Raw genomic sequence first — 21,294 nt, 5'->3', positions numbered from 1 at the left:
CACGTTCAGAAAAACTTCAAATCCTCCGCGTGGCCACCCTTTGCGACGGCCGCATACTCGACCGCCAGGAACAATCCGCCCGCCACATACACTTTTCGATTTTGTGCCCGAGCCATCTCCTGTGAAGCGCGCACCGCATCCGCGATCGTCGCGCCGACATGAATACTCGCTTTGGGATTGCCGAGCCGCGCGGCGGCGGCGATGGCTTGCGCGTCGGCCCCCTTGTGGTGCGCCGCTGTGCAGATGATCGTATCGAACGACGGCGCCAGCGCGCCGACGATCTCCTCGGCCTTCTTGTCGCGTGAGGCGCCGGTGACGAGGATCCAGTCTTCCGCCCCGTGGATTACCGTGAGGCTCGCGAGAGATTGCCGGATGCCGTCCGGCGTGTGGCCGACGTCGATCACCGTGAGCGGGTCTTGCTGGATGACTTCCAGGCGGCCGGGCCAGCGAACGTTGCGCAGGCCAGCGCGTATCGCGGCTTCAATCCGCTCGGGAGCCTTGCGCGGCTGCTCGCGTTGCAGCCAGAGCAGGAACAGTGTCGTTGCGATGGCGGCGTTGTTGAACTGGAACGTGCCGGGCAGGCTCACTTCGAGGCGGCGAAAATCATGATATCCGAACTGGAAATCGAAATGCTGCCCTGACGCGGATTGCGCCTCGTTGTCGACGGCGATCTCGTCACGGACGAACAGCGGGGTGCAGCCGCGCCAGCGGTTGTACTCGACGAGATGCCGCCGCAGGTCGCGGCAGTTGTCACCATAGATAATCGTGCCGCCAGCGGCGCAGGCGTCGCTCTTGTCGGACGCGATCAGTTCGAGCGAGTTTCCGAGCAATTCGACATGCTCGTAGTCGACCGACGTGACGCAGGCGTCGCGCGCGCCGATCAAGCGGACGGGATCATAGCGCCCGCCGATGCCGGCCTCGAACACCGCGAAATCGCATTCGCACTTCTGGAAGTGCAAGCAGGCGAGCGCGAACAGCGCCTCGAAAGCACCGAATTGTTCACCGCGGCGGCTTGAGACGTCGGCGACCACGGCCTCGACCTGACGCTTCAGACGGTCGAGCGCGTCGTCGTCGATTTCGACGTCGTCGACCTGTATCCGTTCGTTGAAACGAAACAGATGCGGGGAGGTGAAGAGACCCGTGCGCAAACCGTAAGCGCGGCCGATTTGAGCACACATCGCCGCCGTGCTGCCCTTGCCATTCGAACCGGTCACCACCACCGAGATGCGGCGCAGCCGTGCGCGATCGACGGCCAGCATGTCCAAGAGGTCCGCCATGCGCGCGAGGCAGACACCGTCGCCATATTTCGGCAGGTCGAACACTACAGCAGTCCCATGGCGGTGAAGGTGTGATGCCAGACCTTCAGGATCAGGTCGCCGCGGTTGGAATCTTCCAGCAGCCGGATGGCCGGGTTGGAGTTGACCTCGATGACTTGCATGGAATCGGGCTGGCCGCCGATATCTACGAACATGTCGATGGCCGCTACACGAAGTCCGATCGCGCGCACAGCCTGCTGCGCCAGGGCGATGGCCTGTTCGGAGGGCGCCTCTGCCAGCACCATCGTGCCGCCCGCGCTCAGATTCATGCGACCGGGGATGTTGTGGCGTTCGCCGTTCGCCGGCACCGCGTCGAGCGATGGATCGCTGGTCGGCAGCGAGGCGGGCGATAGGCCGCGGGCGCGCAGGGCGTCGTTATGGGCGGTCAGCAGTTCACGCAGGGTGTGGACGCCGTCGCCCGTGACAGACGGAGGGTATTTTCGCGCGCAGTAGAGCGCATCGTCGTCCAGCAGGAAAATGCGATACTCCGTTCCCTCGACAATCGGCTGGATCAGCACGGAGTCGTAATACTTCGCCACGTCATCGAGATAGCGGACGAACGCCGCTTCGCTATGAACCGCTTGCGCGAAATCGCCGCGCGACCCCGTGAGAGGCTTGAGGAAGGCCGATCCACCCAATGCCTTGAAACAGGCAATCGCATCGCCGCGCTCATGACCCGCTGGGCGATGCGCGCGATGGCGCTCGTGCAGGAAGAAATATTCACCAGCGAGAGCCGGCACGCCGGCGTCTCGCAGAATTCTGCTGGCAAAGAACTTGTCCGACGCCAGCGTCGAGGCCATCGCATTGTTCTGCGGATACCAGGAGCATCGGCCGGCGCCGAAATGAAGAAGCCTATCGCGCGAGGCGATGCTGAAGATCAGTCCCGACCCGCCGTCGAGGTCGCGAAATGTCAGTCCGAATTCGGCAGCCGCAAACTCTGCATAGACCGCCTGGTCCGGATAGAAGCCCGGTTTTCCCTTTCGAAACTCTGCTGGGCTTCGCATGCGATCTCTTTTGAAACGTTCTTAATTCAAGGTAGTCATTTATTGCCAGATCGGCGCCGAATTCAGCAAGTTAATTGCGCGAGAAAGCATTAACGAAGCCGATCGAACCTTTTTGCATAATGGACCGACAGCCATTCCAAGTTCTCAATTGTGCTGCAGGTCATATTGACTATGTGTGTCCTGTGCGCAAATGAAGCGCCAAATCGCAGATGATTTCGCTGATTTTTGGCACTTCGAGGCCCGAAGACCGAAACGTTCTATATCGAGACGTCAGGAAAAACGAAAACACATGAGCGCGTTCTATAGAGAGAAAGTCCTTTCTGTCCGCCACTGGACCGATACGCTTTTCAGCTTCCGGGCCACCCGCGATTCCGGTTTCCGCTTCCAGAACGGTCAGTTTGCGATGATCGGCCTCGAAATCGAGGGCCGGCCGCTGCTGCGCGCCTACAGCATGGCGAGCGCCAATCATGAGGAAGAACTCGAATTCTTCTCCATCAAGGTCGCGGACGGGCCGCTGACCTCGAAGCTGCAGAAGATCCGCGAAGGTGACGAGATCCTGGTTGGCCGCAAGGCGACCGGCACGCTGATCACCGATAATCTGATTCCGGGCAAGCGCCTCCTGCTGCTGTCGACCGGAACGGGCCTCGCGCCCTTCGCCAGCCTGATCAAGGATCCCGACGTCTATGAGCGGTTCGAGACCATCGTGCTCGTCCACGGCTGCCGTCAGGTTTCCGAACTTGCTTATGGCGAAGAGCTGGTCGCCAAGCTGCGCGACGACGAGCTGTTCGGGCCGCTGCTGTCGGAGAAGCTCCTGTACTATCCGACTGTGACTCGCGAGCCGTTCCGCAATCGCGGCCGCATCACCGACCTGATCTCATCCGAGCAGTTGTTCAACGATATCCACCAGCCGCCGCTCAATATCGAGATCGATCGCATCATGATGTGCGGCAGCCCGGCGATGCTGGAAGAGCTGAAGCAGATGTTCGAATCCGGCGGCTTCGTCGAAGGCAGCCACAACACGCCCGGCCATTTCGTGATCGAAAAAGCGTTCGTCGAGCGGTGATCTTTCTTGTCCCGGACGCGATGCAGCGCCTCCTCGGCGGTTCAGCGCAGAGCCGGGACCTGCCATCTTGGATGGACCCCGGATCAGCAGCGCACCACGCCGCAAGTGCGGCGCGTTGCGCAGCATCCGGGGAATGTCACCTCCAATGTTGTTGGCTCCTCGCCCACTCCCACTGCTATAACCATCCCCGAACGTCGCGCGGCTCGTTGCCGACGCAACGACTGAGGGAGCGCGCGTGGCTGTACGCGACGAGATTGGTCCCGAAAAAACCGCCTTCGTATTTGCAGGCGGTGGCAGCTTCGGCGCGATCCAGGTCGGCATGCTACATTCGCTTGCCGCGCACGGCGTGACCGCCGACATGGTGGTCGGCTGCAGCGTTGGCGCGCTGAACGGCGCATTCTACGCCGGCGATCCCACGCTAGATGGCGTGCAGCGGCTCGCCGCCATCTGGCGCGGGCTGCAGCGGCACGATGTCTTTCCGATGAGTTGGCGGACGGTGCTGAGCTTTATATGGCGCCGCGATTTTCTGATCCCGCACGACGGCATCCGCCAGCTGATCGACGATCATATCCCCTATCGCAATCTCGAAGAGGCGAAGCTGCCGGTGCATATCGTCGCGACCGATATCATCACGGGCGACAGCGTGGTGCTGTCGGAAGGCTCCACGGCGGAAGCAATCGTCGCCTCCACCGCGATCCCGGGCGCGTTCTCGCCGATCAGATACAAGGACCACTATCTCGCCGATGGCGCGATCTCCAGCAACACGCCGATCCGGGTTGCGGTGAAGAAGGGCGCAAGGCGCCTGATCATTCTGCCGACCGGGCATGCCTGTGCGAACCAGGCGCCGCCGGTCGGCGCAGTCGCCAACGCGCTGCATGCGCTGACGCTCCTGATCGCGCGGCAACTGGTCAGCGAACTCGAAGTGCTGGCGCCTGATATCGAGTATTTCGTGGTGCCGCCGCTATGCCCGCTGGTGGGCTCGCCCTATGATTTCTCGCGAACCGCCGATCATATCGATCGCGCCATTCTCTCCACCGACGCCTGGCTGAACCAGCACGGCCTGCAGCAAGGCAGGATTCCCCACGAGATGCGGCTGCACAGCCACTGAGGAGGCGCCAGCGCGCGGTTACGCTGCGCTGCAAAAGCGGTCGACCGAGGCCGCAAATTTTTCGCCGCCCGTTGTCACATCCGCGATTGCCGGCCCGTATACCGTATGGGCTTGCCGCATAGGCTGGACTAAGCTGCCGGCCGGCAAGAATAATTTGGGCTGAGGGGGTTCCATGGAAACGCTGCTGCTTCCGTTCTCGCCACGCTACATCGTGCTGACGATCTGTGCCGTCGTAACCGCCCTGCTGATCGGCATCGGGATTTTCGACCAGAACCTCAAGGTGTGGGAGTTGCTGCTGCTGCCGATCGTGATCTTCGGCGCACTCACAGTGCTCGGCATTCGCGATCTCCTGCAAAAGAACCACGCGGTTTTGCGCAACTATCCGATCTCGGCGCATATCCGCTTCCTGCTCGAGGAAATTCGGCCGGAGATACGGCAGTACTTCTTCGAGAGCGAGAAGGACGGCAAGCCGTTTTCCCGCGACACCCGCGCCCTGGTGTATCAGCGTGCCAAGATGGAGCTCGACAAGCGGCCGTTCGGCACCCAGGAGGACGTCTATCGCGACGGTTATGAATGGATGCACCATTCAATGTTGCCGAAGGCTCGTGCGGTCGAGCAGTTTCGCGTCACCATTGGTGGTCCGGATTGCACCAAGCCGTACTCGGCCTCGGTCTTCAACATCTCGGCGATGAGTTTTGGGGCGCTCAGCCCCAACGCGGTGCGGGCGCTGAATGCGGGTGCGAAGAAGGGCAGCTTTGCGCATGACACCGGCGAGGGCGGCGTCAGTCCTTACCACCGCGAATACGGCGGTGACATCATCTGGGAAATCGGCTCGGGCTATTTCGGCTGTCGCAACCGCGACGGCACATTCAACCCGGAAGAATTTGCCCGCGTCGCCAGCGACGATCAGATCAAGATGGTCGAACTCAAGATCAGCCAGGGTGCCAAACCCGGACATGGCGGGGTGCTTCCGGCCGCCAAGGTCTCTGAAGAGATCTCCAAAATTCGCGGTATCCCCATGGGCGAGGATTGCATTTCGCCGGCCACGCACCGCGCGTTCTCAACGCCGCTGGAAATGGTGGCCTTCATCGGCGAGATGCGGCGACTATCCGGCGGCAAGCCCGCCGGGTTCAAGCTGTGCGTTGGTCATCCCTGGGAATTCCTGGCGATCTGCAAGGCGATGCTGCAGACCGGGATATATCCTGATTTCATCGTGGTCGACGGCAATGAAGGCGGCACCGGTGCTGCGCCGCTGGAATTCATGGACCATCTGGGCATGCCGATGCGGGAAGGCGTCAATTTCGTTCATAATGCACTGATCGGCATCAACGCGCGCGACCGCATCAAGATCGGCGCCGCCGGCAAGATCGCGACCGCATTCGACATGGCGCGCGCCATGGCGATCGGCGCCGACTGGTGCAATTCTGCGCGCGGGTTCATGTTCGCGCTGGGTTGCATCCAGTCCTTGAGCTGCCACACCGATCGTTGTCCGACCGGCGTGTCCACGCAGGATCCTACCCGCGCCCGCGCGCTGGTGGTGCCGCACAAGATCGAGCGAGTCTACAATTATCATCACGCCACCCTGCACGCCCTGTCCGAGCTTATCGCCGCGGCCGGGCTCGACCATCCGCGGCAATTGCGGCCGATCCACTTCTCGCAGCGAGCCTCTACGAACGACACATTGTCATTCGCGCAACTCTACCCGTCGCTGCGTCCGGGCGAGTTGATTGAAGGCACTAATGATCCTCGCTTCCGCGACGCCTGGGCGATGGCGCGCGCGGAATCGTTCCAGCCGGTGGGATGAGCGGCGCGAACTCGGCCTGCGTAGCCCGGATGGAGCGAAGCGAAATCCGGGAACATCTCGCCTGCGGACAGGCTTACCCGGATTGCGCTGAGCCTGTCATCGGGCGCGCATTCGCGCGACCCGTTGGCTCCTCCGGGCTACGCCCCCGCTTTCGCAACGCTTTCGCAGGGACGACGGAGAATAGTTAAAACTCGCCGTGGAAGCGGCCCGAGAATATGTGGACCGGGCCGCGGTCGGCATTGTAGGCGGGATTGGTGATCAACTGGTAATCGGCGGTGAGCGTGAAGTTCTTGTCGATGGCGTAGGCGTAGTAGGTCTCGAGGATTCGTTCGTTGCTGTAGTTGAGACGGCCATCGCCGATCAGCAGGCCGAGACCGCCGGCCGCCAGAAAATCGCGGTGTGCCCCGGAGAGCCCATTGATCGCGCCGCCCAGACCGAATGTATCGCTCGGCCGTCCCCAATAGCTGCCCTTGACCGACAAGCCTGCCGAGACGCTACGGTCGATGTCGGTAAAGGACAGGATTTCGTTTCGTCCATCGTTCCAGCTCGCGCGCGCGAACAGGCCGACATCCTTCATGATCTGTTGTTCGGCGTTGACGTAGAAGCCGTATTTCAGGTTTTCGCGCCGGATGCTGGGCATGATGTCGTTGATATCGAGCGCCGGGTCTGCGGCGCTGATCGCCAGCGCGTTGCGATAGCTGCCGGTATTGCCGCGATTGGCGAAGATGCCGAGCCGCAATTTGCCGGGCTGGTCGAACACCGTGTGACGTTCTTCGAATTCGACAACAGCTCCGCCGGTCTTGAAGGTGAGGACATCGCTGTTGGGAGCGGACGGCACCTGAAACAGGCCCGCGCGGAAGGCCCAATCCTTGCGGTTGAGTTCGACGACGGCGCCGCGGGTAAATCCGGGAAGGTCGGCCGGAAAGTCGTAGGCCGCCGACGCCCACATCGACCAGTTCATGAAATCGACGCGCGGATCTTTTGCGTAGGAATTGCCGTCAAAGAAATCTCCGACGGCAAATCGCCCGACCGTCACCGTGACCCGGTCGATGTCGCGCTTGCCCGGCAACTGATTGGCCGCATCGGCCACTTCTTCCTGTTCGCCGCCCAGCCCGAACGTCTGCCGGAAGAAATAGCGCTGTGCACGGAATCTCGGATACTCGGCACCGCCTTTTTGCGCTTCGCCGTTTGAAAAACCTCCCAAGCCTAATGTGCCGCCGATTCCGAAGCCCTGCGCAAGCTCCGGACCAAAATAGAGCTCTCCGCCGTCCCACAACCGCCACCCGAGAAAGGCTCCGACCGTCCAGGTCTCTCTAACGCGTCCATCGCCTGGCAGGCTGTTCGTGCCTTGATACGGCGAGCGGAAGCTCGGATAGCCCTGCGATATGAAGGTCGTCTGGGCGTGGACGTTCCAGTCCTTGGACGCGGGAGGGGTAGGTGGCTTGATGGCGTAATCGCCTGACGTCGCCGAAGGCGGCCCGTCCCAGATCTTGTAGTTCAATCCGAGTTTGACGGTGTGGATCTTCGAGTCGATTGCGACGTCCGGCAGCGGTACATCCGCAAGCCCAAGCGTTCGGGCATCCAGATCGATGTAGCCGTATTCGAGTTTTGCGCTCCATTTGGCGTCGGCGGCATATTCGACGCCGGCGCCTGCGGTCCAGCCGAGAGGTGTATGCCCGCGCTCGGATAACACGCTGCCGTCGACATCATTGATGTCGACACGGGTCCGGGCCCAGGCGACGCCACCGGTCACATAGGGCAGCAGCGCTCCGAATGCGTATCCGACGCGCCCCCTTGCCGTGGCAATGTAATCGAAGGTGGTGTTGAAAGGGGCCGGCACGAGCCTTGGACGATCAAGCGTGCTCAGAAACGAAACTTCGGCCTCGGCACCCAATACCAGGTTGTTCGGGAGCTGAAAATTGTAGCCGGCCTGATAGCCGCCGATCAGGCCCGTGATGCTGTGGGGAAAAAACACGCCTTGCAGGGGCAGGGGATTGGTATCAGGGCCAAAGCTGCCGCCGCCGTAACCGACATGGCCGCCGAGATAGAAGCCGGTCCAGCTATGAACGGCTCTAACAGCCGGTGCCTTCAGGGACATGTCGGCAGCGTTGGCAGCGCCATTCCATGCGAAGAGGGTCAATCCCAGGACCGCAAACACATGGTCTCGGGATAGCCTGCGGTGGGTCATCGTACAGTGCTCTCTGCGCGAACATACCGGCAGTTTCTCTTATCCCTGCAAATTTGCCGGCGGGCTGCCACCAGAGAATCGCACGGAATCATTGTATGTGGATCAACGCCTGGTTCCAGGCCGACGGCCGGATCAAGCAAGGCGCAGTCCACTTGCGAGCTTTCTTAGGAACAATTCGCAATTGCAAGAAGGATTGAACCGTTTCGTCTAAATGACATCGTCGCGTGACGTGCGCGCAACATTCCGGGTCCGCTCAGGGCGATGGCTCGCAAAAAAGGTGACCCGCCCGGGGGGACAACCGGGCGGGTCGGGTGCGGCACGGGAGTGGATGAGGCGCCCGTGCCGGACGCTGATCCACGACAGAAGCGTTTTCGAGCGAAGTGGCCTTCCGGTTCGCGTGAAGAAAACGCGTTAAACAAGAGAGGCGCTTTCAGGGTCTGAAGTGGTTCGTTGAAGAAATCGCTTCTCAAACAGCAACCAAGTCAGCCGCAGAAATCAGTAAGCGCAGGTCCGGACGCGGCCGATGTAATTGCCGAAAGCATCGAACTGGCGAACCCAGCCGCAGCGGCGATAGCCATCGTAGTAGTAGTGGGGGCCCGAAGCTGCGATCGCGGTGCCGACGATGGCCGCGCCAACGAGGCCGGCTCCGACACCCCAGTGCAGCGGCTTGGCTTGCGCCTGGGTGGTGGAAGCGATCGTGCCGGTAACGGCAAGGGTAGCGAGAGCGAGAGCGGCGAACTTGGTCTTGATCGACATGGAAGTCTCCATCCTTGTGTTAAGCGGCCATTGTGGTCCGCATGCCAGTTGGACGGGGCGCGTTGAAAAGCGGTTCGAGGCGGCGGCCGGAAATATGGTTTCGTCGTTTATTTCCTCGATATTTCAGATGGTTACGAGAATAAATCGAGATTCTATGCTTTACGAAGAAACAATTCCGGATCGAATTTGTCGACGTTATCGAGTAATTCGCAGAACGCCTGCGCGCCGTGATCGAGCAGTTGTTCGCCTTTCTCCGCAGTGGCTTTGGTGGCGTCGCCCACTGCGCCGCTTTCGTTAAGGTCCTGCGCCTGCCACGCGAACGGGACCGGCCGATGCGCCGAGAGCCAACGAAATCTTTTCTCCATCGCGATGCTGGCAGGGCGAAAATCGGCGATCGCCTCTCTCCGCACAGTGTGCGGATAGCGCGCCAGCATGATGGAGGTCTCGACCGCGCCGCCATGAATGCCGTGACGGAGCTCTTCCGCGGAAAACAATCCATCCGGCGCGCCGAAGCGCGACCAACTGGTGGTCACCACGAGCAGCCCGTGATAAGCGCGTAGATCCTGCGCGACCAGCGACATCGCCGCGCTGTTGCCGCCATGGCTCGTTACGATCACGAGCTTGCGGATTCCGCATCGCGCGACGCGCTCGCCGATCGCCATCCAGTCCTTCAGCGCGACATCGGTCGGCAGTGTCAGCGTGCCCGGAAAATCGATGTGCTCGGTGGAAATGCCGACCGGCTGCAGCGGCAGAAATGTGACGGGCAGCGCGACGGGCAACAGCTCGCGCACCCGCGCCAGATAGGCCTCGCCGATCAGGACGTCGGTTTCCAGCGGCAGATGCGGGCCGTGCTGTTCGGTGGCTGCCAATGGCAGCACCGCGATCCAGCGCACGGCGTCGGCCGCGGCAATGTCGGGCCAGTGGATGTCGGTCCAGTCGCGGGGCGGAACGATTGAGGCCATCGAGCGAAGCGTTTCTTTGGATGAATTTGCAGGGTAGTTTGTTAGATAGTCCGGGGATGGTCCGATCCCCGGATAAACCTCTTGGGGACATTGTCCTTAGCCTCTCATCATGGGCAGAACGATCGACGGAGTCCAACCATGAACCGCGCCTTTTTGCTGCAAACGTTAACCGCAGGTCTTCTGGCGCTGGCCGCAGGGCTGATGCCTGTGCGCGCCCAAACCCTCGACAAGGTGTCGTTCGGAACCAACTGGGTCGCGGAGGCCGAGCATGGCGGCTTCTTCCAGGCGGTCGCCGACGGCACCTACAACAAATATGGCCTCGACGTCACCATCGTTCCCGGCGGGCCCAACACCAACAACCGCATCCTCTTGACCGCCGGCAAGCTCGACTTCTTCATGAGCGCGAACACGCTGCAATCGTTCGATGCCGTCGCCAATAACGTGCCGCTGATTGCGGTCGCCGCGATCTTTCAGAAGGATCCGCAGGTCTTCCTCACCCATCCGGAAACCAGGATTGCAAAACTCGAAGATCTGAAGCCGCTGACGCTGCTGGTCTCCAAGGAAGGCGTCGCGAGCTACTTCCAGTGGCTGAAGTCGGAATATGGCTTCAGCGAGAGCAAAGTAAAACCCTACACCTTCAATCCGCAGCCTTTCATCGTGAACAAGCAGAGCGCGATGCAGGGTTACGTTACCTCCGAGCCCTACGCCGTCGAGAAGGCGGCCGGCTTCAAACCCGGGGTGATCCTGCTCGCCGATCACGGCTTCAACGCCTATTCGACGCTGATCGAGACCCGCCGCGAGATCGTCGACAAGAAGCCGGACCTGGTGCAGCGCTTTGTCGATGCCTCCGTGATCGGCTGGTACAACTATCTCTACGGCGACAATTCCGCCGGCAACGCGATGATCAAGAAGATGAATCCGGAAATGACCGACGATCTGCTGACTTATTCCGTCACCAAGATGAAGGAATATGGCATCGTCGATTCCGGCGATACGTTGCGCGATGGCATCGGCGCCATGACTGACGCGCGCATGGCGAGCTTCTTCGACAAGATGGTGCGGGCCGGCGTGGTTCGCAGCGATATCGACTACCGCCAGGCCTACACGCTTCGCTTCGTCAACAAGGGCGTCGGTGTCGATCTGCGGCCGAAGAACTGACGAGATGGCCGAGCCCGCTTTGTCGGAGACGGATAGCGATGCGGCGGGTCTTGCGGTGCGCCTGCGCGCGGTAACCAAGACTTATGACAACGGCGTAACCGCGCTCGGGCCGCTTGACCTCGATGTCGCAAAAGGCGACTTCGTCTCGCTGCTCGGGCCTTCCGGCTGCGGAAAATCCACCGCGCTGCGGCTGATCGCAGGGCTCGGCGCGCCGAGTGCAGGCACGGTGAACGTTTCCCATCGCGCCAACAAGGCGGATGGGCGGCATCCCATCGGCTTTGTGTTTCAGGAGCCCACGCTGATGCCGTGGGCGAGCGTGCGCGATAACGTTCGCCTGCCGCTGAAGCTTGCGCACGCACCGGGGGCCGAAGCCGCCCGGCGCATCGAGGAGGCGCTGGCGCAGGTCGGCCTTGCTGAATTTGCGGATGCATACCCCCGCGAATTGTCGGGCGGCATGAAGATGCGGGTCTCGCTAGCGCGCGCGCTGGTCACCGATCCGGACATTCTGCTGCTGGACGAGCCGTTCGCGGCGCTCGATGAGATCACGCGCTTTCGGCTCAATAACGACCTGCTGGCGCTGTGGCGGAAGCTGCACAAGACCGTCATCTTCGTCACCCACTCGGTGTTCGAGTCGGTCTATCTGTCGCAGCGGGTGATCGTGATGACGGCGCGCCCCGGGCGCATCAGCGCCGAGTTTCGCATCGCGACGCCGGAGCCGCGTGGGGAGGAGTTTCGCACCTCGGTCGACTATGCCGGCTATTGCCGCGAGGTCTCGAATGCGCTGGCGCCTTCCTATTCCGGGCAGCGTAGCGCATGAGTTCCCTGCAGAACATCGGCCGCATGCTGCTTCCTGTTGTCGTGCTCGCGGCGGGCCTGGCATTTTGGGAGTTCGTGGTCCGCGTCAACGATATCCAGCCCTATGTGCTGCCGAGCCCGACAACGGTATTTCAGACGCTCGTCAGCGACTGGCCGGTGCTGTCGGAATCGCTCGGCGTCACCTTGCTCACCACGCTGGAGGGTTTCATCGCCGCAGCCGTCGGCGGCGTCGCGCTGGCGCTAGTGTTCAACCAATCGAAATGGCTGGAATATTCGCTGTTTCCCTATGCGGTGATGCTGCAGGTCACGCCGGTGATCGCAATTGCGCCGTTATTGCTGATCTATCTGCCGCAGCAGACCGCGGTCATTGTCTGCGCCTGGATCGTCGGTTTCTTTCCGGTTCTGTCCAACACCACGCTCGGGCTGAATTCGGTCGACCGCAATCTGGCCGGGCTTTTTCAGCTCTATGGCGCGTCACGGCTTCAGACGTTGCGGTACCTGAAATTGCCGGCCGCGCTGCCGTTCATCCTCGGTGGCCTGCGGATCGCGGGCGGCCTGTCGTTGATCGGCGCCGTGGTCGCCGAAATCGCCGCGGGCACGGCGGGCGCCGGCTCCGGCCTTGCGTTCCGGATCGCCGAGTCCGGTTATCGCCTCAACATTCCCCGAATGTTTGCGGCGTTGTTGTTGCTGTCGGTGGCCGGGATTGTCATCTATGGGCTGCTGGCGCTAATTTCGCATCTGGTACTACGGCGCTGGCATGAAAGCGCGCTTGGAAAGGAAAATTGATGGCTGCCGCGAATGTTTCGTCCGAGAAGATCGATCTCCTGATCTACGGACCTGTCAGGCCGATCCTGGAAAACGGCTTTCCGGATCAGTTCGTCCTGCATATGGCGGAGAGCCGTGCCGACCTCGAGCGGTTGACGCCCGATACGGCAGCAAAGATCCGCGGCATGGCGGTCACCTATCACATGGTGCCGGCGGACGCGAAGGCGCTGGCGCAATTTCCGAAGCTCGAAATCGTCGCGAGCTTCGGTGTCGGCTACGACCATGTCGATTCGGCGTATGCGCGCGAGCACAACATCGTTGTCACCAACACGCCTGATGTGCTGACGGAGGAAGTCGCCGACGTCGCGATGGGGCTTCTGATCGCGACCTTGCGCGAATTCGTCAAGGCCGATCGCTATCTGCGCTCCGGCCTATGGCAGACGCAGAACTATCCCTTGAGCGCCGGCTCGCTGCGCGACCGCAAGGTCGGCATCGTCGGGATGGGCCGCATCGGACAGGCGATCGGCCGCCGGCTCGAGGCCTCGCGCGTGCCGGTTTGCTATCATTCGCGCAATCCGTCGTCGGCCGTGTCCTATCAGCATTATCCCGACCTGATGGAGATGGCGAAGGCGGTCGATACGCTGATCGTCATCGTGCCCGGCGGCGCCTCGACCGCCAAGATGATCAATGCCGACGTGTTGCAGGCGCTTGGTCCGCGCGGCGTTCTGATCAACGTCGCGCGCGGCTCCGTTGTCGACGAGCCGGCGCTGGTTGCGGCGCTGAAATCCGGCACCATCCTCGCCGCCGGACTCGATGTGTTCGCTAACGAGCCGAACGTGCCGGAGGAGTTGAAGGCCATGCAAAATGTCGTGCTGTTGCCACATATTGGCTCAGCTTCGGTGGTAACGCGGAACGCCATGGATCAGCTCGTCGTCGACAATCTGAAAAACTGGTTTGCCGGCAAGGCGCCCTTGACGCCTGTTCCGGAAACCCCGGTGAAGGGACGCTGATGTTGCTTGGGCGTTCAGGCATTACGGCAGCAGCGCTGACGGCGCTGCTCGCGCTTGCGCCGCAGGTCTCGGCGCAGGATGCCTCGACCCTGAAGAAGGAAATGATCGGGCAGTGGGAACTTGCGACCACCGAGCGCAGCAAGACTTGCGTTATCACGATGAAGGGCGATGCGACGCCGCAAGGGCTCAAGCTCGAGCTTGAGCCCGGCTGTGCCAAGGCGTTGCCGTTCACCAAGGAGATCACGGCCTGGAACATCAAGGGGCTGGATATCGTGCGGCTGCAGGATGCGGCGGGCCAGCCGGTGATCGATTTCACCGAAGTCGAGAGCGGCATTTTCGAGGGCCTGCGGACCGGCGAGGGCGTCTACATTCTGCAGAACCTCGCCGCCGCGCGCTCGCTCGCCAAGTCGATGGACCAGATGATTGGCGACTGGTCGATGGTTCGCGGCAATGGGCAGACGGTCTGCGGCCTGACGCTGACCAACACCGAAGCGACCGGCGACAATTTCCAGGTATTCCTGAAGCCGAGATGCGATCCGGCAGTTGTGGCGTTCGCGCCAAACCAGTGGCGGCTGGAGCGCGGACAGATGATCCTGATGTCGGCCAAAGGCGAAAGCTGGCAGTTCGAGGCCGACGACAATGCGCAGTGGCGGCGGGTGCCTGATACCCCCGATCCCCTGATCATGATCCGGGGACAGTAGATCGGCGGCAGGCTGCCGGGCTGCGCCGGCTCCCGAAATATTCCCAGAACGCCTGTCGATCCGGCGCCGTCCCGTTCGTCGTCTCCCATAGCGAGACAGTTTTGCGGGCGATTACCGCCGCAGCTCGCCTCCACGGGAGTCTTTCGATGCGCTTCATGTATATCGTTACCTCGCCCCAGCCCGATACAGGCCCGACGCCGGCGCTGATGGAGGCGATGGGCAAGCTCGCCGAGCGGGAGATCAAGGCCGGCCGCATGCTCGATACTGGCGGCCTGATGCCGATTGCCATGGCCGGAGCACAGGTCAGGATAACGGGCGGCAAGCTCGGCGTGATCGATGGACCGTTCGTCGAGACCAAGGAGCTGATCGGCGGTTACGCGATCTTCGAACTCCGGGACGTGGAAGAGGCCGTGGCCGCCGCGAGGGAGTTTATGCAACTGCACCTCGAGCACATGCCGGGCTGGGAAGGCACCTGCGAAGTTCGCGTGCTTGCGACGCCTGGCGTTGATGGCGCCTGCGAGGCCGGCATTCGCGCTCACGCATGATGCGCACGTTCGGTAGACGCAGTCGGCGGCGATGACGGCCGCCGACGTCAATCGCACCATCCTCGCGGTTTGGCGTATCGAACAGCCGCGCCTGATCACGGGCCTGTCGCGAATGCTGCGCGACGTGCCGCTGGCGGAGGATCTGACGCAGGAAGCCCTAGTCGCGGCGCTGGAGCATTGGCCCGCCAGCGGCGTGCCGGACAAGCCCGGGGCATGGCTGATGGCGCTGGCCAAGCGCCGTGCGCTGGATCATCTGCGCCGCCGCAGCATGCTCGCGCGCAAGCATGAGATGCTAACGCGCGAGCTAGAGCAGGAGCAACAGGCGATGCCGGACCCGGACGCCGCACTCGACGACGATATCGGTGACGAGCTGCTGCGGCTGATCTTCACCGCCTGCCATCCGAGATTGTCGCGCGAGGCGCGCGCGGCGCTTGCGCTCCGAATGATCTGCGGTCTGACCACGGAAGAGATCGCGCGCGCCTTCCTGCAGCCGGAGGCGACCATTGCCCAGCGCATCGTGCGCGCCAAGCGGACGCTGTCGGAATCCGGGCTTACTTACGAAACGCCGCGCGGCGAGCAGCTTTCGGAACGGCTCGCCTCGGTGCTGGAGGTCGTCTATCTCATCTTCAACGAAGGCTATACGGCCGCTCGCGGCGATGAATGGTTACGGCCGCAGCTCTGCAACGATGCGCTGCGCATGGGGCGGGTGCTGACGCTGGTCGCGCCGCAGGAAGCCGAAGCCCATGGCCTGCTCGCGCTGATGGAGTTGAATGCTTCGCGCATCGCGGCGCGCACCGATGCGGCCGGTGATCCGATTCTCCTGATGGACCAGAACCGCGCGCTGTGGGACCGGCTGCAGATCCGCCGTGGGTTGCTGGCGCTGGCGCGCGCGCACGAACTTGGCGGCGGGCGCGGTTTCTACACGCTGCAGGCTGCGATCGTCGCCTGTCACGCCGGAGCCGCCACACCTGATGAAACGGAGTGGCCGCGCATCGCCGAGCTCTACGCCAAATTGGGCGCGCTGGTGCGCTCGCCGATCATCGAGCTCAACCGCGCCGTGGCGGTCGGTATGGCCGAAGGGCCGGCGGCCGCGCTTGCGATCGTGGACGGATTGGCCGGCGAGCCCGCGCTGAAAACCTACCACCTCTTCCCAAGCGTCCGCGGCGACCTGCTCCGCAAGCTCGGCCGCGCTGCAGAAGCCCGCGCCGCCTTCGAGCTCGCGTCAGCGCTTGCGACCAACAAGCGCGAACGCGAGTTGTTGCGGCGGCGGGCCGCCGAGACGAGCAGCGGCGGGCCGCAGCCGTCCTGAGTTCAAATGAACCGGAACTGCGACCGCTCGCGCTTGGCGAGTTTCGGAATCGCCTGCCCGAGAATGATGTTCTTGAAGTGGTCGGTCTGCTGATGCTCGGCAAAGGCCGCTTCGCCTGCGAATACCTCGTAGAAGAAGAACTCCCGCGGCTTTGCGATGTTCTGGTGAATCTGGAACTGTCTGACGCCCGGCTCACGCTGCGCGTGCGGCAGAAAAACTTTCAGAAGCTCCGCGACGCTAGCTTCTTCGCCCGAATTGACTTCCCAGAACGCAGTGACGACCAGGTTCTGGTTTGCGTTGTTTGCGGCAGCCATGGTGTTCTCCTGTGGAATAGTCAGCACGTGCACGCTTGTGCGGCGATGCGGATCACGATGGCTGATCTTTCGACAGGAATGCTTCGATGCAGGCCGAATGATGATGTCAATGTCGAAGCCGGAACCAGCTTGCCGATGCGCGCGTTTCCCCGGTGATCACCTGCCTGGAGCATCCGTATGGCCAAAAAGACTGTGCTTGTCATCGGTATCGAGCCTTCCTTCGTCGACTTCAGCGCCTTCCCGGGGCTCACGGCCGAACTGGTGACGAGCCATATTGCAGCTCAGATCGAGCAGCTTCGTGCGATGGGCTATGAAGCCGATAGCTGCCTGATCGATCTCGGCGATACCGCCGAAGCCGTCGCCGCGGCGGCGCTGGGCGCAAAGCATTATGATTGCGTGGTGATCGGTGCCGGGTTGCGCGAGTCGCGAGAGCGGCTGCATTTGTTCGAGCGGATCATCAATCTGGTTCATCTCGCCGCGCCGCAAACGCGCATCTGCTTCAACACCACGCCGGCCGACACCGCCGAGGCGGTGCAGCGATGGGTCGCGCCGTGAGCGCGCGTGTGTTCAAGTCGTGCGCAAGGCGCCGAGCAGGCTGCCGATGATCTTTTGCCCGCGGGCGCGGAGCCTCTTCGGATTCTCGGTCCCGGGCAGCAACAGCGCCACCTCGCAGATCATCGCATCGACCATCCGGCTCAAGAGCTCGATGTCCTCGAAATCGAGCTCGCCCTGGCGTTTTAGCGCGGCAAGCGTCGCGGTGAGCAGGGGCATCGGATGGGCTTCCTCGATCTCACGGTAGCGCGCATTGCCGAGCACGGCGGGCGCTTCCTGGATTACGATGCGCGCATAGGCCGGTTCGAGGCAGACGTCGAGATAGGCTTCGATGCCCTCGGTCAGGCGGTCCCATACCTTGCGCTGCGTCTTTGCCCGCGCCTCGATCTTCGCAGCGGCCTCGATCTGCAGGGCGACGACAACGGCGTCGAACAGCGCCTTCTTGTCCTCGAAGTGGTGATAAAAGGCGCCCCGCGTCACCCGTGCGGCGCGCGAGATCGCCTCGACCCCTGCCGCCTGGTAGCCCTCGCTCGCAAAAATGTCCCGGCCGGCCGCCAGCAGCGCCTGCCTCGTGGCCTCCGTGTATTCCTCGCGGCGGGTTCGTTCGCGTCCGGCTTCCTGCATGCCCCGACATACCACTTGACGCTTACGATCCTATCAACATATAACATACATACAGTATGTGAAAAACATTTGGTATGGATTCGGGCTGTGCCGCCCGGTTTGAGGAGAGGTCATGAACAGCGATCGAATGTTCGAACTGGCGCAGGCATTGGCGGTCGCAAAGAGCCGCCAGGACGTACCGGCAGCGTTAAAGGTCCTCCACAACGACATGGTGCTGGAAACCCCGGCTTTCGGCACCAGCGCCTCCGGCCTTGCCGAGAACGAGAAGGTGCTGACCCGGTTCTTCGCTTCATTCCCCGACTACAATGTCGTCCTGCAGGGCCACGCGGCCAATGACGAGACGCTCGTCTGCTGGGGCCGCGTGCAGATGACCATGACCGGCGACCGTTTCGGCGTGGTGCCAAACGGCAGGCGCGCCGATCTTCCCGTGTTCATCCAGTTTGCGTTCAAGGACGACCGGATCGTCCGCGAACGATTCTTCTTTGACCTCGCCGAACTCTGCGCCCAGTCAGGCGTCTCGACCGACGCGGTACGCCGCAAGATCTTTGGCGATGCCGGCGTCCGGCAGCTCGCCGCCGAATAACACTCTTCTAGCGAACCAGGACTCCAGACGATGACACTAGATCCGCGCGTGAAACCCGTAGCCGCGATCAGGACGGCACCCTTGTTCGATATCGTCGTCGATCTCAATCCGAGGCTGAACATCGGCGATGGCCCGCTTGGCCGCCGTATCCTGTTCGGCGCGGCCGGCGGAAGCTTCGAAGGTCCCGGGCTGCGCGGCGAGGTGGTCCCCGGCGGCGGCGACTGGGCGTTATTTCGTGCCGACGGCGCCATGTCGCTCGACGTCCGCCTGACGCTGCGCACCCATGACGGCGCGCTGGTGCACATGACCTATGGCGGCCGCTGGATCACGCCGGCAGAGTTGCGCGCCGAGATGGCCAATCCCGCCACGCGCCATCAGGTCGACCCTTCGCGCTATTACTTCCGCACCAACCCGCTGTTCGAAACCGGGGCGGCGCAATATGCCTGGATGAACGACATCGTCTGCGTCGGATCGGGATATCTGGTCGAGGGCGGAATTGCCTACAACGTCTCGCAGGTCATCTGATGGATACACTCTCGTGGAGAGCGTGACCTCGGTGCCGACGCTGCCGCGTCGTCTGGCAGCCGAGGCGCTTGGAATGGGCCTTCAGCTTGGCTGTTGCCGTCCGTGCTCGCGCCACCAAATGATCCGACGCCGCCTAGATCAGCCGCATCCCCTTCAGACTCGCATGGCCATTCTCGCCGACGACGATGTGGTCGTGGACGAAAATCCGAGCGGGGCGGCGATGTCGACAATCGCTTTCACATGTGGATATCGGCCCGCGAGGGCGTCGGATCGCCCGAGGTGGTGTGCACGAGCATCCGAGCGCAAAATTCGGGCTGAGATCGATGGCCTTGTCGAGTTCAGCAATCGATTGGTCCTGGCTGCCGCGCAGCCAGAGCGCCCGGCCCGGCTTTCTTAACCTCGATGTTTCACGCTGGTATCCCGGCCTTGCCTAGGCCGTCCAGGTAAAGCTCCAACTGGTCGGGGTTCTTGACATAGAAGAGGCGCTTGCGCGCAAAGCTGCAGGTGAAATCCGGCTTGCGCTGCAGCAGTTCGCCTATCGCCACGCGCAAGTCTTCCGAATATTCTAGGTGTCCCAGGGCCGCGACACGGTGGGCGAACGCCCAATAATGCGCATTCGGCACCCGCGTGGCTCTCTGAGCCCACTCGCAGGCCAGTTCGAATTTCCGTGCAAATATGTGTGCAAGCGCTCCATAAGAGTAGAACGCCCAACGCAACGGATCATAGGGGCTCAGTTCGATCGCTCTCTGGAAGTAGGGGATCGCCTCGCTGATGCGCCCCTCGTAGGCTAGCGAATCGCCCAGACCGCAATAGCCTACCGCAAGACACGGGTTCAACTCGATCGCCGTTTCCAGTTCGGCTAGCGCATCCCCATACGCCTTCCCAGCGAGCAGCGCACGCCCATACATGAACCGGATCAATCCATCCTGATCGTCGAGCTCGACACCTTTCCTTCCAATCGCGATGGCCTCGGTGACCCGCGCTTCGTTCGGTTCGGCTTCGAAATATATCATGCTGAGGACGATCGCGTAGGACAGATAGCCGTATGCGTCGGCCAGATTGGGATCGAGTTCGATGGCGCGGCGAAACAGCCGCTGCGCTTCGAGGTTGTCGGCCGCAGTCGATTTGTAAAAGTGCTTCGTCCCAAACCGGAAAAAATCCCACGCGTGCAGCGCCGGCACAGCTTTTCGCTCGACGCGCCGGCGCTCGGCGGCGCCAATCTCGGGCTCGATCCGCGCCGCGATAGTGGTGGTGATTTCGTCCTGTACCTGGAAGAGGTCCTGCAGATCGCGGTCGTATCGCTCTGCCCAGAGTTGCCGGCCGCGTTCTGTCTCCGCCAGCTGCGCGTTGATGCGCACGCGCTGCCCGATCCTGCGCACGCTGCCCTCAACCAAGTACTCGGTGCCGAGCGTCAAGCCGGCGCCGCGCACGTCGCCCTTGAAGGCGAAGCTTGAATTGCGGGCTATCACCACCAGGGACCGGTACTTGGACAAAGCGGTGATGATGTCGTCGGTGATTCCGTCAGAGAAATATTCCTGCTCGGGATCGCCACTCAAATTGTTGAACGGCAGTACCACGACGGACGCCCGTCCATCCCAATTTAGGGCAGCGCCTGAGTTGAGCTGGCCGGGAGCTTTGTCAGCGAGAGAATCGACGTCCGCTCCGGGAATGGATTCAGCGGACACTGTTGGAGTTTGTTCTGGCGGGCGGCCATTTCCATCTGCCTCGCGGCCGATGCGAACGTCGCCCACAAACCGGAAGCCCTTTCGAGCGTATGTCTTGATCAAAGCCTGTTGCTGGCCGCTGTCTCCGACGGCCTTCCGGGCCGCCGCGATACGGCTGTTCAGGGTGGATTCCGAGACGATCCGGCCTTTCCATACCGCTGCGATCAGATCGTTCTTGGTCACCAGCCGCTCGCGGTTCTGTAACAGGTAGAGCAGCACATCGAAAACCTGCGGTTCGAGCGCAATCTGCTCGGAGCCTCGCCTGAGCTCTCGCCTTGCGCCGTTAAGGACATAGTCGCCAAAGGCAAGCTGCACGTGGTCCTCCTTATGGACAGCAAGCGCCGTTCTCGGGCGAGAATCGGGCCCGCCTCGCGAGCAAATCAAGCGTCTCTCAAAGCTTTTGGGCCGACGCTACGGCATCCTGAATCAGACCGGTCGCGAATAATCGTGCTCGGACACCGAAGAGG

At 62.2% G+C, this 21,294-nt stretch carries 21 protein-coding genes; 13 read left to right on the top strand and 8 right to left on the bottom strand.

The features are described 5' to 3' along the window. Positions 1–5: 5 nt before the first annotated feature. Positions 6–1,322 (bottom strand): cyanophycin synthetase, encoded by a 1,317-nt coding sequence (locus IVA95_RS03635; RefSeq protein ID WP_247509255.1) that lies wholly within the window; start codon positions 1,320–1,322, stop codon positions 6–8. Then, positions 1,322–2,320, bottom strand: coding sequence for a hypothetical protein (locus IVA95_RS03630; protein ID WP_247509254.1), 999 nt, complete (start codon positions 2,318–2,320; stop codon positions 1,322–1,324). The genes IVA95_RS03635 and IVA95_RS03630 overlap by 1 nt, the downstream gene beginning before the upstream one ends. 289 nt (positions 2,321–2,609) lie before the next feature. On the opposite strand from IVA95_RS03630, the gene IVA95_RS03625 reads away from it, so the two are divergent. The 3 genes from IVA95_RS03625 to IVA95_RS03615 all read left to right on the top strand — a co-directional run bounded on the left by IVA95_RS03625 (position 2,610) and on the right by IVA95_RS03615 (position 6,295). Continuing rightward, positions 2,610–3,383: a ferredoxin--NADP reductase gene (locus IVA95_RS03625; RefSeq protein ID WP_247509253.1), complete on the top strand. Its 774-nt coding sequence runs from the start codon at positions 2,610–2,612 to the stop codon at positions 3,381–3,383. A gap of 235 nt (positions 3,384–3,618) precedes the next feature. Then, complete coding sequence (locus tag IVA95_RS03620) at positions 3,619–4,491, top strand: patatin-like phospholipase family protein (protein WP_247509252.1); 873 nt, start codon at positions 3,619–3,621, stop codon at positions 4,489–4,491. A gap of 172 nt (positions 4,492–4,663) precedes the next feature. Then, a complete protein-coding gene (locus tag IVA95_RS03615) occupies positions 4,664–6,295 on the top strand; it encodes an FMN-binding glutamate synthase family protein (protein WP_247509251.1) in 1,632 nt (543 codons plus the stop codon). Between the two features lie 184 nt (positions 6,296–6,479). Here the strand turns inward: IVA95_RS03615 and IVA95_RS03610 are convergent, their stop codons facing one another. From IVA95_RS03610 to IVA95_RS03600, 3 genes are all read right to left on the bottom strand, one after another. Next, positions 6,480–8,393 carry a carbohydrate porin gene (locus IVA95_RS03610; RefSeq protein WP_247509250.1) on the bottom strand — a complete coding sequence of 638 codons (1,914 nt, stop codon included), beginning with the start codon at positions 8,391–8,393 and terminating at the stop codon, positions 6,480–6,482. A gap of 585 nt (positions 8,394–8,978) precedes the next feature. Beyond that, positions 8,979–9,239 (bottom strand): hypothetical protein, encoded by a 261-nt coding sequence (locus tag IVA95_RS03605; RefSeq protein ID WP_247509249.1) that lies wholly within the window; start codon positions 9,237–9,239, stop codon positions 8,979–8,981. A 152-nt stretch (positions 9,240–9,391) separates the two neighbouring features. After that, complete coding sequence (locus IVA95_RS03600; protein ID WP_247509299.1) at positions 9,392–10,192, bottom strand: creatininase family protein; 801 nt, start codon at positions 10,190–10,192, stop codon at positions 9,392–9,394. Between the two features lie 147 nt (positions 10,193–10,339). Here IVA95_RS03600 and IVA95_RS03595 point away from each other — a divergent pair, with 147 nt between their 5' ends. The 7 genes from IVA95_RS03595 (at position 10,340) to IVA95_RS03565 (ending at position 16,505) form a co-directional block, all read left to right on the top strand. Then, the gene (locus IVA95_RS03595; RefSeq protein WP_247509248.1) at positions 10,340–11,359 is read left to right on the top strand and encodes an ABC transporter substrate-binding protein; all 1,020 of its coding nucleotides are present in this window, start codon (positions 10,340–10,342) and stop codon (positions 11,357–11,359) included. A 4-nt stretch (positions 11,360–11,363) separates the two neighbouring features. Then, positions 11,364–12,176, top strand: coding sequence for an ABC transporter ATP-binding protein (locus IVA95_RS03590; protein WP_247509247.1), 813 nt, complete (start codon positions 11,364–11,366; stop codon positions 12,174–12,176). Then, positions 12,173–12,961 (top strand): ABC transporter permease, encoded by a 789-nt coding sequence (locus IVA95_RS03585; protein WP_247509246.1) that lies wholly within the window; start codon positions 12,173–12,175, stop codon positions 12,959–12,961. The genes IVA95_RS03590 and IVA95_RS03585 overlap by 4 nt, the downstream gene beginning before the upstream one ends. Beyond that, positions 12,961–13,950, top strand: coding sequence for a 2-hydroxyacid dehydrogenase (locus IVA95_RS03580; RefSeq protein WP_247509245.1), 990 nt, complete (start codon positions 12,961–12,963; stop codon positions 13,948–13,950). The genes IVA95_RS03585 and IVA95_RS03580 overlap by 1 nt, the downstream gene beginning before the upstream one ends. Then, a complete protein-coding gene (locus tag IVA95_RS03575) occupies positions 13,950–14,651 on the top strand; it encodes an AprI/Inh family metalloprotease inhibitor (RefSeq protein ID WP_247509244.1) in 702 nt (233 codons plus the stop codon). Before IVA95_RS03580 ends, IVA95_RS03575 begins: the two co-directional genes overlap by 1 nt. A gap of 146 nt (positions 14,652–14,797) precedes the next feature. Beyond that, positions 14,798–15,196, top strand: a complete 399-nt coding sequence (locus IVA95_RS03570; protein WP_247509243.1) for a YciI family protein — start codon at positions 14,798–14,800, stop codon at positions 15,194–15,196. Positions 15,197–15,227: 31 nt separating this feature from the next. After that, positions 15,228–16,505, top strand: coding sequence for an RNA polymerase sigma factor (locus IVA95_RS03565; RefSeq protein ID WP_247509242.1), 1,278 nt, complete (start codon positions 15,228–15,230; stop codon positions 16,503–16,505). 2 nt (positions 16,506–16,507) lie between these two features. Here IVA95_RS03565 and IVA95_RS03560 read toward each other — a convergent pair whose 3' ends face one another. After that, complete coding sequence (locus tag IVA95_RS03560) at positions 16,508–16,819, bottom strand: antibiotic biosynthesis monooxygenase family protein (RefSeq protein WP_247509241.1); 312 nt, start codon at positions 16,817–16,819, stop codon at positions 16,508–16,510. Between the two features lie 177 nt (positions 16,820–16,996). On the opposite strand from IVA95_RS03560, the gene IVA95_RS03555 reads away from it, so the two are divergent. After that, positions 16,997–17,374 carry a hypothetical protein gene (locus tag IVA95_RS03555; protein WP_247509240.1) on the top strand — a complete coding sequence of 126 codons (378 nt, stop codon included), beginning with the start codon at positions 16,997–16,999 and terminating at the stop codon, positions 17,372–17,374. 12 nt (positions 17,375–17,386) lie between these two features. Here the strand turns inward: IVA95_RS03555 and IVA95_RS03550 are convergent, their stop codons facing one another. Further along, the gene (locus tag IVA95_RS03550; RefSeq protein WP_247509239.1) at positions 17,387–17,995 is read right to left on the bottom strand and encodes a TetR/AcrR family transcriptional regulator; all 609 of its coding nucleotides are present in this window, start codon (positions 17,993–17,995) and stop codon (positions 17,387–17,389) included. Between the two features lie 112 nt (positions 17,996–18,107). Here IVA95_RS03550 and IVA95_RS03545 point away from each other — a divergent pair, with 112 nt between their 5' ends. Beyond that, the gene (locus tag IVA95_RS03545; protein WP_247509238.1) at positions 18,108–18,578 is read left to right on the top strand and encodes an ester cyclase; all 471 of its coding nucleotides are present in this window, start codon (positions 18,108–18,110) and stop codon (positions 18,576–18,578) included. A gap of 30 nt (positions 18,579–18,608) precedes the next feature. Continuing rightward, the gene (locus IVA95_RS03540) at positions 18,609–19,103 is read left to right on the top strand and encodes a DUF3237 domain-containing protein (protein WP_247509237.1); all 495 of its coding nucleotides are present in this window, start codon (positions 18,609–18,611) and stop codon (positions 19,101–19,103) included. Between the two features lie 407 nt (positions 19,104–19,510). On the opposite strand, the gene IVA95_RS03535 is transcribed toward IVA95_RS03540, so the two are convergent. Next, positions 19,511–21,142 (bottom strand): winged helix-turn-helix domain-containing protein, encoded by a 1,632-nt coding sequence (locus IVA95_RS03535; protein WP_247509236.1) that lies wholly within the window; start codon positions 21,140–21,142, stop codon positions 19,511–19,513. Positions 21,143–21,294 lie beyond the last annotated feature (152 nt).

The organism is Bradyrhizobium sp. 157 (assembly GCF_023073815.1).
Lineage (GTDB): Bacteria > Pseudomonadota > Alphaproteobacteria > Rhizobiales > Xanthobacteraceae > Bradyrhizobium.
The sequence above is the reverse complement of the archived record's forward strand: the minus strand, read 5'-3'. Positions and strand labels throughout refer to the sequence as shown.

Bases quoted from the DNA above. Each gene is read 5' to 3' on its own strand.
- IVA95_RS03630 (WP_247509254.1), bottom strand. From the start codon at position 2,320: ATGCGAAGCCCAGCAGAGTTTCGAAAGGGAAAACCGGGCTTCTATCCG.
- IVA95_RS03625 (WP_247509253.1), top strand. From the start codon at position 2,610: ATGAGCGCGTTCTATAGAGAGAAAGTCCTTTCTGTCCGCCACTGGACC.
- IVA95_RS03615 (WP_247509251.1), top strand. From the start codon at position 4,664: ATGGAAACGCTGCTGCTTCCGTTCTCGCCACGCTACATCGTGCTGACG.
- IVA95_RS03610 (WP_247509250.1), bottom strand. From the start codon at position 8,393: ATGTCCCTGAAGGCACCGGCTGTTAGAGCCGTTCATAGCTGGACCGGC.
- IVA95_RS03605 (WP_247509249.1), bottom strand. From the start codon at position 9,239: ATGTCGATCAAGACCAAGTTCGCCGCTCTCGCTCTCGCTACCCTTGCC.
- IVA95_RS03595 (WP_247509248.1), top strand. From the start codon at position 10,340: ATGAACCGCGCCTTTTTGCTGCAAACGTTAACCGCAGGTCTTCTGGCG.
- IVA95_RS03590 (WP_247509247.1), top strand. From the start codon at position 11,364: ATGGCCGAGCCCGCTTTGTCGGAGACGGATAGCGATGCGGCGGGTCTT.
- IVA95_RS03585 (WP_247509246.1), top strand. From the start codon at position 12,173: ATGAGTTCCCTGCAGAACATCGGCCGCATGCTGCTTCCTGTTGTCGTG.
- IVA95_RS03580 (WP_247509245.1), top strand. From the start codon at position 12,961: ATGGCTGCCGCGAATGTTTCGTCCGAGAAGATCGATCTCCTGATCTAC.
- IVA95_RS03575 (WP_247509244.1), top strand. From the start codon at position 13,950: ATGTTGCTTGGGCGTTCAGGCATTACGGCAGCAGCGCTGACGGCGCTG.
- IVA95_RS03570 (WP_247509243.1), top strand. From the start codon at position 14,798: ATGCGCTTCATGTATATCGTTACCTCGCCCCAGCCCGATACAGGCCCG.
- IVA95_RS03565 (WP_247509242.1), top strand. From the start codon at position 15,228: ATGACGGCCGCCGACGTCAATCGCACCATCCTCGCGGTTTGGCGTATC.
- IVA95_RS03560 (WP_247509241.1), bottom strand. From the start codon at position 16,819: ATGGCTGCCGCAAACAACGCAAACCAGAACCTGGTCGTCACTGCGTTC.
- IVA95_RS03555 (WP_247509240.1), top strand. From the start codon at position 16,997: ATGGCCAAAAAGACTGTGCTTGTCATCGGTATCGAGCCTTCCTTCGTC.
- IVA95_RS03550 (WP_247509239.1), bottom strand. From the start codon at position 17,995: ATGCAGGAAGCCGGACGCGAACGAACCCGCCGCGAGGAATACACGGAG.
- IVA95_RS03545 (WP_247509238.1), top strand. From the start codon at position 18,108: ATGAACAGCGATCGAATGTTCGAACTGGCGCAGGCATTGGCGGTCGCA.
- IVA95_RS03540 (WP_247509237.1), top strand. From the start codon at position 18,609: ATGACACTAGATCCGCGCGTGAAACCCGTAGCCGCGATCAGGACGGCA.